Below are 13,399 nucleotides of genomic sequence, written 5' to 3' on the forward strand. Positions count from 1 at the left end.
GCCGCGGCCGCGCATCGGAGTCGGAAGAGGATCGATGACCCGCTCGCCCGAGTGCCCCCGCACCCCCGGAAGCCCCGCGGAGCGCGCGGCGCGCCACGCCCTCCGTTCGGCGCGCCTCTTCGCGCTCGCGCTCGCTTCCGCGACCTGCGCGCCGCCCGTGCAGGGCGGCAGCGTCGTCGTGTCCTCCGGCGCTGTCGAGCGCCTCGGCATGCTCTGCCGGTGGGGCCGCGGCGGCGCGGAGCAGGGCGATCTCTGCCCCAGGGACGGCGGCGCCGCGCAGCCGGCGCGCGTCCGGCGGATCGCGGGGCCCGCGGACGCGCTCTCCGGTCCGCTCGCGGCGGGGCGGCCCGGCGACTACGTGCTCGAGAACGACGAGATCGCCGTGGTCGTCGATCAGCCCGGCCCCGGGGCTGGCCTCGCCGAGAGCGGCGGCAACCTCATCGACGCGGCGGACGCGCGGGCGCGCCGCGACGAGCTCGGGCAGATCGTCACGCGGCTCGGCGCGCCGCCGCGGCAGGTGATCTACCGCGACATCACGACGGGCAGCGGCGAGGACGGCGCCGCCTGGATCGAGGCGCGCGGCGAGGTGCGCGGCCGCGATCTCGCCGTCGGCGCGCTCTCCGTCACCACCCGCTACACGCTCCGACCGCGTGACCGGGCGGTCATGATCACGACGTCGCTCCGGAACGACGGCGACCGCCCGCTCGAGGCGCTCGATCTCGGCGACGTCGTCCACTGGGGCGCGGCGGAGCACGTCGCGCCCGGCGTGGCGCCGGGGCTCCGCGGCGAGCACGAGGCGCCGTACCTGGCCGGCGTCGGGACCGGCGTCGCGTACGCGCTCGCCCCGGTGAACGGCGCGGCGGTCCGCGCGCGGAGCGGCGAAGGCTTCAGCGACGTGACGTTCGCTCGGCAGGCCGCGCTGCCGCCCGGCGGGCGCGCCGCGTACCAGCGGATCCTCGCGATCGCGCCGCGCGGCGACTCGCTCGCCGTCGCGACGGAGCTCTTCTTTCTCGGCGGCGGCGCGCCCGGCGGCGTCGCGCTCGAGCTCGTGGACGGCCGCGGCGCGCCGCTCCCGCCCCTCGCCGGCAAGGCGACGCTGACGCCGCTCGCCGAGGACGGCGCCGCGCCGCCCGCCGCCGCGCTCGATCTGTGGTTGCGAACCGGCGACAGCGCGCCGCTCGCCGCCGAGGCGCCGCCCGGCCTCTACCTCGTCGGCTTCGAAGGGAGCGGCCGCCGCGCGCTGGGGAGCGCGCGGATCCGGATCCGCGCCGGCGAGATCGCCCCCGCGCGGCTCACGCTCTCCGGCGCCGGCCGGCTCTACCTCGGGGTGCACGAGGGCGGCGCCTCCGCGCCCGCCGCGGACCCCGAGCCCCTCGGTCCGATCGCGCCGGCGAAGGTCAGCCTCTTCGACGCCGCGACCGGCGAGGCCCTCTCGCCGCCCCGGCTCGCGCTCCTGGGCGAGCTCGATGTCGCCCTTCCCCCTGGGCGAGTCCGCGTCGTCGCATCGCACGGCCCCGAGTACGCGCTCGCCGAGGCGACGGTCGACATCGCGGACGGCGGAACGTCGCGGCTCGATCTCACGCTGGAGCGGGTGGTCGACACGTCGGGCTACATCGCCTGCGACCTCCGGCAGCACACGGCGCGGAGCGCCGACGCGGGCGTCTCCTCGGCCGCGCGGCTCGTCTGGAACGCGGCAGAAGGCGTGGAGTGCGCGGTGGCGAGCGAACACAACCTCGCCTCGGATCTCCAGCGGGACGTCGCCGCCCTGCAGCTCGATTCGCGGCTGCGCATGCTCCCGGGCGTGGAGCTCACGAGCGGCCCGAGCGGCGCCGGGCTCGGGAGCCTCGGCGTGTTCCCGCTCGGCAGCGAGGCGGCCGCGCCCCGTGAGGGCGCGCTGCGGTGGGTCGACGAGACGGCGAGCGAGATCCTGCGCGAGGTGCGCGCGCTGCCCGGCGAGCGCGTCGTCCAGGTGAGCCGACAGCACGGCGGCGGCTCACCGCTGCACGGATCCGGGGCGCCGCAGGTCGCGCCGGATCAGGGCCCGAGCCAGCTCGCGCAGATCGTCGGGGCCGGCGCCGATGCCGTCGAGGTCTGGACCGGGCGCGACGCGGCCGCGCGGGACCGCGCGCTCGAGGAGCTCTGGGCGTTGCTCCGCGCGTCCCACCCGGTCACGCCGACGGCGACCAGCGACAGCCACGGGCTGCGCGGCGCGGAGGCGGGTTATCCGCGCACCTACGTCGCCGTGGCCGACGATGATCCGGGCCGGCTCGACGTGGCCGATCTCGTCGCGGGCCTGCGGCGCCGTCGCGACGTCGTGCTCACGAACGGCCCGTTCGTGACGATGCGCCTCGGCGACACCCGCCAGGGCGGCGTCGCCTCGCCGCGGCGCGGGTCCCGAGGCGGGGCGCTGTCGCTCTCGATCCGCGTCGAGCGCGCCCCGTGGGTCGACGCGCGCGAGCTCCACGTGCTCGTCGGCGGCGTCGCGAGCGGCGCGCCGATCCCGCTGGAAGGCGCCCGCACGACACCCGCGGGCGCGCTCCTCGACGAGATCGCGATCCCCATCGTCCTCGGAGCCGGCGACGGGCGACGAGCGCCGCGGCCCGACGCCCGCGCCGGCGCAGCGCGCGGCGACCGCGGGCCCGGGCAGAGCGCGCACGGCGCGATCTCCGTCGCCGAGGACACCTTCGTCGTCGCGATCGTCCGGGGGCGACGGCCGCTCGAGCCGGTGCTCGCGGGAGACCCGGGCGAGATCCTCCCGTTCGCGATGACGGCGCCGCTCTGGATCGACGCCGACGGCAACGGCCGCTCCCTGGGCCGCGCCGCGGCGCCGTGAGCGCGGCGAGCTCCGTGGCGCGCCGGGCACGGCAGCGCAGCCCCGCAGGAAGAGGGCATTACGTGTAGCCGTCGAGCTTTGCTTTTAAATCGTCCTTGGCGCGCGAAAGAAGCGAGCAAAGAGGATTTCAACGCAAAGACGCAAGGACGTATGAAGTTTGTTCTTTTTTGCGGCTTTGCGACTTTGCGACTTTGCGTTAAATCTCTCGCTGGATCCCGCGCCGGACTCCTGGTGGGTGGAACCAGTACGACCAGAAGACCGGTGGCTGGAGCTCCAAGACAACGCGAGCTTCCCACCCTTCCGACACGAGCGCACCGACGGCGCCAATGGCTCTCTACGATTGATACGGCGCCCTTGGTGCGTGCACGTCGAGAAAAGACCTGTACCAAAGGTCACGATCAGCGCCGGCGCTCGTTTGCGAGGCCGCGGATAGGTCACGACCTATCGCGGAGGATCTTTTCGGCCCCGGAGACAGGTCCCGATCTCAAGAAATGGATCTTTTCATACAAGTGACCAGGTCGCGACCAGGCCATGGGCTCACGAGCAGCCTCCGCGCCAGATCGCGGCCTCGCCGTCGGCTCGCGCGCAGCCTCCGCGCCAGATCGCGACCTCGCGGGGGCATCCAAACGAGCGGCCGGAGGGGATCGCTTTTCATTTGCCTCCCGCGCGCCCGGGCAACATGGACCGCGGCGCATGCGAACCGAGCGGCTCGCCGCTGACGCGGCATCCATCGCACGGGCCGCCGAGATCCTCCGCCGCGGAGGGCTCGTCGCCTTCCCCACGGAGACCGTGTACGGCCTCGGCGCGCGCGCCGACGACGCGCGCGCGGCGCGGGGCATCTTCGAGGCGAAGGGGAGGCCGCCCGGCAACCCGCTGATCGTCCACGTCCCCGATGTCGCGTCCGCCCGCGCCCTCGCGGACGGCTGGCCGCCGGACGCGGAGCGGCTCGCGCACGCCATGTGGCCAGGGCCCCTCACCCTGATCGTCGCGCGCCGGCCCGACCGCGTCGCCGACGTGGTCGCCGCCGGCGGGCCGACGGTCGCGATCCGCATCCCCGTCCACCCGGTCGCGCGCGCCCTGCTCGACGCGGTCGGGCTGCCGATCGCCGCGCCGAGCGCCAACCGCTCCACCGAGATCTCGCCGACCACGGCCGAGCACGTCGAGAAGAGCCTCGGCGGGCGCATCGACGCGATCCTCGACGGCGGGCCGACCGCCGTCGGCATCGAGTCGACCATCGTCGACGTCACGCGCGCGCCGGCGCGGGTGCTCCGCCCGGGGCACGTCACGGCCGAGGCGATCGCCGCGCTCGTGCCGCTCCAGACGGCCGCCGGGCTGATCACCGCCCCGGCCGAGCGCGCCCCGTCCCCGGGGACCCACGCGCGCCATTACGCCCCCCGCGCGCAGGTCGCGCTGGTCCCCGCCCAGGCCGTCCGCGGCGAGCTCGATCGCGCCGCGCAGGCCGGGTCGCGCGCCGGCGCCGTCGAGCACGGCAGCCGCACCGCGACCGGGCCGCACGCCGAGCTCCTTCCAGGAGATCCCGCCGGCTACGCCGCGGCGCTCTACGCCGCATTGCACCGACTCGAGGACGCCGGCTGCGACGTGATCGTCATCGCCGCCGTCCCCGAGGATCCCGCGTGGGATGCCGTGCGGGACAGGCTGACGCGCGCCTCCGCGGCCCCCTGAGCAAGCGCCGCCACGCTCAGCCCGCCCATCGGGTCACCAACGTGAACGTTTACATGGACGTGAACGTGGTCGTGGTCGTTCAACCACGACCACGACCACGTAAACGTTCGGATGTAGGAGAACGCGGCGCGAAGCTTGGTTGACGCCCAAGGTTCCCCCCGCGGGTGGGTTTTCATCCCCCGAGCTGGCGGTTTGTGGCAAATCAGGGTCGCCCGCCCGCTGGGTGAGCTACCTTCCTCGCTCGACTCGCGCCCCTCGTCGATCCCTCCCATGCCGGCAACGTCCCGCGCCGCCGTCCATACCCTCGCGACCGCCCTCGGCCTCGCTGCATCGCTCGTCGCCGCCCCCCAGCGCGCCGGCGCCAGCCTGCTCGACGAGCCGCCGAAGCGCGCGAGCTTCAACCTGAACGAGACGGTCGCGCCGGAGCTGCCGCTCCTCCGCGCCTTCCACAACGCCGCCGTCGAGCGCCCCGGACCGTTCCGGCTCTACCTGAGCAGCGCCTACGGGAAATGGCGGCAGCAGCCGTGGTGGCAGCTCGCCTGGGGCGGCGCGCGGCCGGACGCCGCGGACGCGCTCGGCGAGCACGCGCTCGCCTCCCCTGCCCTCGGCTCCACGGCGTTCGCGAGCGCCTGGTCCCCCTTCACCCCCTTCGATCCGCCCGGCACCCTCCACCTCGAGCCGGCCGCGCCGGCGTGGTTCCGCCAGCTCGATCCGATCCTCAGCCCGCCGGTGCTCGCGACCACGGGGCCGAGCCTCTCCTCGAACGGCTTCGATCTGCTCTGGGATCCGCCGAAGAAGCAGCCGCTCGACTGGCGTTGCCGCAGGAGCCCTGTCCAGTTCGCCCGGTACGGCGGCCAGCACGACGCCTTCGAGCTCGTGCGCTGCGACGGCTCCGTCGCGCCCGGTGCGCTGGATCGCCTGTCGATCATGGCCCGTCCGCCCGACGCGCCCGACCCGGGCGCAGAGCTCCCCGACGAGCCCGACGCCGACACCTGGCAGCGGGCGCTCGAGTGGGTGCCCCAGGTCCGCCTCGTCCACCCGCGCCTGCTCTGGCTGCTCCAGCAGATCGCCGACGCCTTCCCGCGCCGCGGGATCCACATCTTCAGCGGGTACCGGCCGCGGGCGCCGACGACGCGCGACGCGCCAGCCACGCGCAGGCCGACCTCCGGCACCCACCACAGCCAGCACGCCGAGGGGCGCGCCATGGACATCCTCGTGATGGGCGTCCCGAACACCGCGCTGTTTCAGTTCTGCCGCACGCTCGACGACGTGGGCTGCGGGTTCTACCCGAACAGCAAGTTCGTCCATGTCGACGTGCGCCGCCCGGGCGCCGGGCACGTCTTTTGGATCGACATCTCCGGCCCCGGCGAGCCGTCGGAATACGTCGACTCCTGGCCCGGCGTCGTCGAGAGCGGCGGGCTCTCCTGGGGAGGCGCGCAGGGAGCGCGCCCCGGCGGGGCCGCGCCTCGCTGACGTCGCCTCGCTGACGTCGCCTCCTCGCGGTCGCCCTCGCACCTCGCACCTCCACCCGCGCGACCGGCTGCTCCGCCGCGCGCTCCCGTTCCGGATGATGGCGCGCGCCTCGGGGCGCGGTGACTTGCCTCCCCGAGATCGGTGTTAAGCTTGGCGTCTTCCCCCTGGGCGCGCGACGCGAGACGGGGGCGGAGCTCGGCGAGCCGAGATCTGTCCCCCGCACCTCCGGCGGCCAAGGCCGCCCCGCGGTCGCCCTGGAGAAAAAGGGTGCGAAATGGGCGAGTTGCGGACAGGGATGGTTGAGAAGATCGCGGCGATGCAGGACTTCGCGCTCTACCGCGATCTCGCGTGGGAGGGCACGTTCGAAGAGTACCTCCAGATCGTGCGCCAGAACCCGCAGGTGACGCGCAACGCGTTCCAGCGGGCGTACGACATGATCATCCGCTACGGCATCGAGGAGTACACGGACAACAAGAAGAAGCTCATCCGGTACAACTTCTTCAAGGACGAGATGCACGGCGGCGCCGACGCCGTGTACGGGCTCGACATCCCGCTGATGCGGCTCGTCCACGTGCTCCGGGCGGCCTCCGAGGGCTACGGCCCGGAGAAGCGCGTCATCCTGCTGCACGGCCCGGTCGGCTCGTCGAAGTCGACGATCGCCCGGCTCCTCAAGAAGGGCATCGAGCACTACTCGACGACCCCCGACGGCGCGCTCTACACGTTCGACTGGGTGAACCTCGACGACGTCGGCATGGCCGGGACGGAGAGCGCCCGCTTCAAGTGCCCGATGCACGAGGAGCCGCTGCGCCTCGTCCCGCCGGCGTGGCGCGACCGTGCGTTCCGCGAGCTCGGTCTCTCGAGCGCGCAGCACCACGTCCGCACCGAGGGCGACCTCGACCCCGCGTGCCGCTTCATCTTCAACCGCCTGATGGACAAGTACGGCGGCGACTGGTCGAAGGTGATGCAGCACGTGCGCGTGCGCCGCCTCGTGCTCAGCGAGAAGGACCGCGTCGGCATCGGCACCTTCCAGCCGAAGGACGAGAAGAACCAGGACTCGACCGAGCTCACCGGCGACATCAACTACCGCAAGATCGCGGAGTACGGCTCGGACTCGGACCCGCGCGCCTTCAACTTCGACGGCGAGTTCAACATCGCGAACCGCGGCATCGTCGAGTTCATCGAGGTGCTGAAGCTCGACGTCGCGTTCCTCTACGACCTGCTCGGCGCGTCGCAGGAGCACAAGATCAAGCCGAAGAAGTTCGCCCAGACGGACGTCGACGAGGTCATCATCGGCCACACCAACGAGGCCGAGTACAAGAAGCTCCTGAACAACGAGTTCATGGAGGCCCTCCGCGACCGCACGATCAAGATCGATATCCCGTACATCACGAAGGTGTCGGAGGAGATCCGGATCTACGAGAAGGACTTCAACAAGGAGAAGATCCGCGGCAAGCACATCGCCCCGCACACGCTCGAGGTCGCCGCGATGTGGGCCGCGCTCACCCGGCTCGAGGACCCGAAGAAGCACAACCTCTCGCTCGTCCAGAAGATGAAGCTCTACGACGGCAAGGTCCTGCCCGGCTACACGCAGGACACCGTGAAGGAGCTCCGCAAGGAGGCGTCGCGCGAGGGCATGGAGGGCATCAGCCCCCGCTACGTGCAGGACAAGATCTCGAACGCGCTCGTCAACGACCTCGGCGAGGGGACGATCAACCCCTTCATGGTCATGAGCGAGCTCGAGAAGGGCCTCCGGCACCACTCGCTCATCACGAACGACGAGCAGCGCAAGCGCTTCACCGAGTGCATCGGGATGGTGAAGCGCGAGTACGAGGAGATCGTCAAGAACGAGGTGCAGCGGGCGATCAGCGCCGACGAGGACGCGATCCAGAAGCTCGCGGCGAACTACATCGACTCGATCAAGGCCTACACCCTGAAGGAGAAGGTGAAGGACCGCTTCACCCGCGAGGACGTCGAGCCCGACGAGCGGCTGATGCGCTCGATCGAGGAGAAGATCGATATCCCCGAGAACCGCAAGGACGACTTCCGCCGCGAGATCATGAACTACATCGGCGCGCTCGCGGTCGACGGCAAGAAGTTCGAGTGGCACACGAACGACCGGCTGCGCCGCGCCCTCGAGCTCAAGCTGTTCGAGGATCAGAAGGACGCGATCAAGCTCCAGACCCTCGTGTCGAGCGTCATCGACAAGGAGACGCAGGAGAAGATCGACATCATCAAGACCCGGATGATCAAGTACTTCGGGTACAACGAGGTCTCGGCGCGCGACGTGCTCGACTACGTCGCCAGCATCTACGCGCGCGGCGACACGAAGTGATCCGTCGCGGGGGCGCGGCGGCGCTGCTGGCAGCGCGCCGCGCCGCTCGCCGCGCCGCTCGCCGCCAACTACTCGCCCCCTCCGATCCTACCCGCCCTGAGGCTCAGCCCTCGCGCCTGACCTTCGCGAGCTCGCGCTCCCCGTCCCGCCGGAGCTTCGCGAGCTCGCGCTCGAGCGTCGCGACCTCGCGCTCCAGCGAGGCCACCGTGCGCTTGAGGTCGCGGACCTCCTCGACAGACGCCAGGCCCATCGCCTTGGCGAACGTCTCCTTCTGCTCCGCGGTGAACGAGGAGACCCGGCCGGGCACGCTCATCGCCGTCATGAACAGCCGCATGAACCGCTCGTCCTGCATCAGCTTCGCCACGTTCGGGTTCGCGGCGAGCTTCATGCCCTCGGTGACCAGTCTGTCCTTCAGCGCCATGCGCGCAGCGTAGCCGACTTTCGCGCGGGCGCGTCAGCCCACCTCGACAAGCACCGCCGTGATGTTGTCCCGCCCCCCGCGCCGATTCGCGAGGTCGATGAAGAGATCGACCGCCGCGTCGCCGCCCTTCGAGGCGATGCTCGCGACCTCCTCCTCGGCGTGGAGATACCCGTGCAGCCCGTCGGAGCAGAGCAGGTATCGATCGCCCTCCTCCACGGCGACGATCGAGGTGTCGACCTCGACGTAGTCCCGGTTGCCGACCGCGCGCGTGATCACGTTGCGGTGGGGCGAGCTCTTGGCCTCGTCCACGGAGATGAGGCCGTTCTTGATCTGCCACGCGATCAGCGTGTGATCCTCGGTCATCTGCACCGCGGTCCCGTTGCGGACCTGGTAGATGCGGCTGTCGCCGACCTGGCCGGTCACGAGCGCGCCGCCGACGATGAGCGCCGCGCTGATCGTCGTGCCCATGCCGCTCTTGTCGCGATCGAGCTCGGCGATCGCGAAGACCATGTACGTCGCCGCCTGGATCGCGCCCTCGAGGATGCGCAGCACGGCGCGCGCCTTGGGCTGCGTCAGCGGCTCGTTCGGATCGCCGATGGCGGGCAGGCCCCGCTTCACCATGCCGTAGATCGTCTCGACCGCCTCGGCGCTCGCGACCTCGCCGGCCGCGTGCCCGCCCATGCCGTCCGCGACGATGTAGAGACGGAGCTCGTCGTCCCGGAAGAACGCATCCTCATTGGCGCGCCGGTGGCGCCCGACATCGGTGCGGCCAAATGATTGGATCCTCATCGAGCTTGCCCGGTCCTTCGCTCGCCGTCCCGTGAGGAAATCCCCGAGGCGCCGGCGCGACTGTCGCACGATAAACTTCTTAAGCGGGGCCTGTCGAGTGGTCGGAGGCTCCATTAGGATGGGCGAGCCAGCCATGGCACGAAGCTTCTCCGCGACCTGTGGGCCGGATGGCCTTCTCCAGCACCTGGCGGACCTGCGCAGCGCGGTCCCGTCGCCGTCGGGCGGGGTCGTCTTCGTCTCCGGACAGCTCGCCCAGCGCGCCTCGGGCGTCGCCGAGCTCGTCCGTGGCGCCTGGCGCGGCGTCCCCGCCTGCGTGGTGCCGGCCGCGGGCGTGCTCAGCGAGCGCGGTGAGATCGAGGGGGACACCGGCGCGAGCGGGGTGCTGTGGTCCGGCGGGCAGGTCACCCCCTTCGCGCTGCCCGAGCGCGCCGAGGAGCCGAGCCGCCTCCTGCGCGAGGCGCTCGCCCGCACCGTCGGCCAGCGCCCCGCGACGGCCATCCTCTTCGCCCGGCCCGGGGCGTTCGCGCCCGAGCGGCTCGAGGCGCTCTCCTTGTCCGCACCGAACACGTGCCTCTTCGGCGCCGGGACGGCCTCCGGCTCCGCCATCGGCGTGACGTCGCAGGGCGAGCTCATCGAGGGCCCGGCGACGGGCCTCGCCATCACCGGGTTCGCCCCGCCGCTCGTCGACGCCTCGCCCGCCGCCAGGCTGCTCTCCGGCTTCCACCACATCGACGAGGCGAGCGGCGGCGTCGTGCTCCGCGCCGGCGGGCGGCCGGCGCTCGACCTGCTCTCCGCCGCGACCGCCACGCTCGGCGAGCCGCCCAGCGCGCAGCAGCTCATCCTCGCCGCGCTGGCCGACCCACCGCTCGATCCGCCGGCCGCACCGGGCGCCGGCCGCGGCGACGCCGAGGCGGAGGCGCTCGATTCCGTGCGTTACGTGCTGCGGCCGGTCCGCGGCATCGATCCGTCGCGGCGGGGGCTGCTGCTCGGCGACGAAGCGAGGCCCGGCGCGCGCCTCGCCTTCGCGGTGCGCGACGCCGCCATCGGCCGCGCCGGGCTCGAGGGGATCGCCCGGCAGGTGTCCCGGAGCGCGCTCGGGTCGGCCCCCCGCTTCGCGCTCTACCTGACCTGCGCCGGGCGCGGCCAGGGCCTGTACGGGACGCCCGACGTCGAGGCGCGCATCCTGCGCCAGCGCTTCGCCGACCTCCCGATCGCCGGCATGCACTCGAGCTTCGAGATCGCCCCCTGGGCCCGGGGCCAGGCCAGGCTCTCCCTCTACACCGGCGTGCTCGCGCTCTTCCGCGCGCCGAGCTGAGCGTTTCTTCGCGCGCCGAGCTGGGCGCTCTTCCGCGCGTCGAGCCGAGCGCTCTTCCGCGCGTCGAGCCGAGCGCTCTTCCGCGCGTCGAGCCGAGCGCCGCGCCTCAGCGCTCGCGGTAGACCGCGACCACCGCGGAGGCCCGCCGCTGCACCGCCGCGTGGACGGCCGCATACCGCGGCTCGTCGCGCAGGGGCGCGAGGACCGGACAGCGCTCGAGCCAGATCAGGTCGAACAGGCCGTCGGCCAGCGAGAGCTCGAGCGCGGCCAGCGCGAGCTCTCGCTGGCCGAGGAAGGCCGCGAACTCCGCCTGGAGCTGCCGGATGAACGACGTGCGCCGCAGCGCCGTGACGGCCGGGCGCTCTCCCTCGACCTGCACGGGCCGGACGTCCGAGAGCCGCCCCTCGATGAGGTCATCGATCACCTGCGCGAACGGCGTGGGGAGGTCCGGGAAGGCCTCGCTCACGCGCCTCTGAGCGAGCTTCTCGACCACCACCGGGTCGCGCTGCCAGAGCGCGCGGCGCATCCGCAGGACGGTGTAGCCCGATCCGCTGCCCACCGTCGGATGCGCCCGGATCACGTCGTCGGCCTCCGACCACCTGTCCAGCAGCGTGTACGCGCGCGCCAGCGCCTGCGCCGCCAGCACCACCTCGGGATCGCGCGCCAGCGCGGACCGGGCGCGCCGCGCGCCCTCCTCGAAGGCGCCGCACTCGAGCAGGATGTGGCCGATGAGGCCCTCCGCCTCGGCGTTGCCCGAGCGGGTCGCGAGCGCCGCCTTGAGCTCCCGCATCGCGCCGACCACGTCGAGGCGCTGGAACCGCACCGACGCCATCGCGAGCCGCGCGTCCGGCAGCCCGGGCGCCGCAGCGACGGCGCGCGACGCCGCCTCCGTGGCGAGCTCACCGCCGCGGTCCGTGAAGAACCAGAAGCGGGAGCGCGCGAGCGCGTAGGCCGACAGGATCATCGGATCCTCGGGCGCGCGCGAGAGCGCCTGCTCGAACAGCGCGATCGCCCGCTCCTGGTGCTCCGGCCAGAACCTGCGGTACTCGTGGCGCCCGCGCAGGAACAGGTCGAGCGCGACGGGATCGCTCGGCGCCGTGCGGTTCGGCGCGGCCCCGTCGAGCGTCAGCGCCTCCGCGACCGCCTCGGCCACCTCGTCGTTGATCCGCAGCACCTCCGCCTCGGGGCGATCGAAGCGCTTCGCCCACAGCTGGAACCCGTCGGCGACGCTGATGAGCCGCGCGTTGATCCGCACCGTCCCGTCGCGCCGCCGCACCGAGCCCCCGACGACCACCTGCACCCCGAGCTCGCGCCCGACCTCGCGCGGATCGAGCTCGGAGGACGAGCGCCGCCCGATCGCCCCGCGCGGCCTCACCCGGAGGCCCGGCGTCATGGAGAGCGTGTCGACGAGATCGTCCGTCAGCTCCTCGGCCAGGTACGCGTCCGACGCAGGCCCCTGGTTCGCGAACGGCAGGACAACGACGCTCTTGCCGCCGTGCTCGGCCACCCCGGAGCTCGCCCCCGGGGTCACCCCGGAGACGGCCGTCCGCTCCTGCGGCGGCGTGAACGCCGGCGGCGTCACCGTGGCCGGGCGGGTGAGCGAGGCGAGGTCGTGCACGACGCTCTCGACGGACGGATACCGGTCGCCGCGCTCGCGCGCCATGCAGCGGAGCACCACGCGCGCGAGCGCGTCGGGCAGGTCGGCGCGCCGGAGCCGCGGATCCGGCGGGTCGGCGAAGAGCCGCGCCGCGGCGACGGCGAGCGGCGCGTCGCCCTGCCACGCGCGCTCGCCCGTGAGCATCTCGAAGAGCATCGCCCCGAGGGCGTAGATGTCGGCGCGCGCGTCGACGTCGTCGGCGCCCTGCACCTGCTCGGGCGCCATGTACGCCGGCGTCCCCATGACCGCGCCCAGCGTCTTGCCCGCCTCGCCGCTCGCGACCGCGCGCGCGATCCCGAAGTCGGTCAGGACGACGCGCCCGTCGCGCCCGAGCAGCACGTTGTCGGGCTTGAGGTCACGGTGGATGACGCCGGCCCGGTGCGCGGCGTGGAGGCCCGCGCAGACGCCCTCCACAACGTCCAGCGCGCGGGTCATGCCGAGCCGCCGCTCGCGCGCGAGCAGCGCGGCGAGCGGCTCGCCGTCGACGAACTCCATCGTCAGGAACCGGTCGCCCTCGTGCTCGCCGATGTCGAAGACCCGCGCCACGTTCGGGTGCGTCACCTTGCGCGAGAGCCGCACCTCGCGCCGGAACCGATCGGTCACCTCCGGCGCGACGCTGAGCTCCCGGCGCAGCACCTTGACCGCGACGAGCTCCTCGAGCTCCAGGTCGCGGGCGCGGTACACGCTGCCCATCCCGCCGATGCCGACCAGCCCGAGGAGCTCGTACCGGCCTGCGAGGACCTGCCGCGGGCCGGTCGCGACGGCGTCCGCGGAGTCGGCCGCTTGCCGCGCGCCGCTCGCCGCGAGCGGGAGGTCGTGGATCGTGTCGTCCTTGAAGCTCTGCGGCATAGGGGAATTCCGGCGGCCGTTGCCCCCCGCGTCACGAGATTAGCCCA

8 protein-coding genes are annotated in these 13,399 nt (G+C 73.0%); 5 read left to right on the forward strand and 3 right to left on the reverse strand.

The annotated features are described in order from the left end of the window. The first annotated feature begins 34 nt into the window (after window positions 1-34). From WME95_RS37820 to WME95_RS37835, 4 genes are all read left to right on the forward strand, one after another. The gene (locus WME95_RS37820; protein ID WP_437904166.1) at window positions 35-2,833 is read left to right on the forward strand and encodes a CehA/McbA family metallohydrolase; all 2,799 of its coding nucleotides are present in this window, start codon (window positions 35-37) and stop codon (window positions 2,831-2,833) included. A 693-nt stretch (window positions 2,834-3,526) separates the two neighbouring features. Further along, window positions 3,527-4,516: an L-threonylcarbamoyladenylate synthase gene (locus WME95_RS37825; protein WP_437904167.1), complete on the forward strand. Its 990-nt coding sequence runs from the start codon at window positions 3,527-3,529 to the stop codon at window positions 4,514-4,516. Window positions 4,517-4,786: 270 nt separating this feature from the next. Next, complete coding sequence (locus tag WME95_RS37830) at window positions 4,787-5,989, forward strand: YcbK family protein (RefSeq protein ID WP_437904168.1); 1,203 nt, start codon at window positions 4,787-4,789, stop codon at window positions 5,987-5,989. A 274-nt stretch (window positions 5,990-6,263) separates the two neighbouring features. Further along, on the forward strand, window positions 6,264-8,321 hold the full coding sequence (locus WME95_RS37835; RefSeq protein WP_272104360.1) for a PrkA family serine protein kinase: 2,058 nt from the start codon (window positions 6,264-6,266) through the stop codon (window positions 8,319-8,321). Between the two features lie 103 nt (window positions 8,322-8,424). Here WME95_RS37835 and WME95_RS37840 read toward each other — a convergent pair whose 3' ends face one another. Next, complete coding sequence (locus WME95_RS37840; RefSeq protein ID WP_437544745.1) at window positions 8,425-8,742, reverse strand: hypothetical protein; 318 nt, start codon at window positions 8,740-8,742, stop codon at window positions 8,425-8,427. Between the two features lie 33 nt (window positions 8,743-8,775). Continuing rightward, a complete protein-coding gene (locus tag WME95_RS37845; protein WP_437764615.1) occupies window positions 8,776-9,531 on the reverse strand; it encodes a PP2C family protein-serine/threonine phosphatase in 756 nt (251 codons plus the stop codon). A gap of 133 nt (window positions 9,532-9,664) precedes the next feature. Between WME95_RS37845 and WME95_RS37850 the strand changes: the two genes are divergently transcribed. Further along, window positions 9,665-10,846, forward strand: a complete 1,182-nt coding sequence (locus WME95_RS37850; protein WP_437904169.1) for an FIST signal transduction protein — start codon at window positions 9,665-9,667, stop codon at window positions 10,844-10,846. Between the two features lie 106 nt (window positions 10,847-10,952). Here WME95_RS37850 and WME95_RS37855 read toward each other — a convergent pair whose 3' ends face one another. Further along, the gene (locus WME95_RS37855; RefSeq protein ID WP_437904170.1) at window positions 10,953-13,352 is read right to left on the reverse strand and encodes a protein kinase domain-containing protein; all 2,400 of its coding nucleotides are present in this window, start codon (window positions 13,350-13,352) and stop codon (window positions 10,953-10,955) included. Window positions 13,353-13,399: the final 47 nt, after the last annotated feature.

Source organism: Sorangium sp. So ce327 (assembly GCF_051530205.1).
GTDB lineage: Bacteria > Myxococcota_A > Polyangia > Polyangiales > Polyangiaceae > Sorangium > Sorangium cellulosum_B.

Coding starts and splice junctions, on each gene's coding strand:
- WME95_RS37820 (WP_437904166.1), top strand. CDS start 35: ATGACCCGCTCGCCCGAGTGCCCCCGCACCCCCGGAAGCCCCGCGGAG.
- WME95_RS37825 (WP_437904167.1), top strand. CDS start 3,527: ATGCGAACCGAGCGGCTCGCCGCTGACGCGGCATCCATCGCACGGGCC.
- WME95_RS37830 (WP_437904168.1), top strand. CDS start 4,787: ATGCCGGCAACGTCCCGCGCCGCCGTCCATACCCTCGCGACCGCCCTC.
- WME95_RS37835 (WP_272104360.1), top strand. CDS start 6,264: ATGGGCGAGTTGCGGACAGGGATGGTTGAGAAGATCGCGGCGATGCAG.
- WME95_RS37840 (WP_437544745.1), bottom strand. CDS start 8,742: ATGGCGCTGAAGGACAGACTGGTCACCGAGGGCATGAAGCTCGCCGCG.
- WME95_RS37845 (WP_437764615.1), bottom strand. CDS start 9,531: ATGAGGATCCAATCATTTGGCCGCACCGATGTCGGGCGCCACCGGCGC.
- WME95_RS37850 (WP_437904169.1), top strand. CDS start 9,665: ATGGCACGAAGCTTCTCCGCGACCTGTGGGCCGGATGGCCTTCTCCAG.
- WME95_RS37855 (WP_437904170.1), bottom strand. CDS start 13,352: ATGCCGCAGAGCTTCAAGGACGACACGATCCACGACCTCCCGCTCGCG.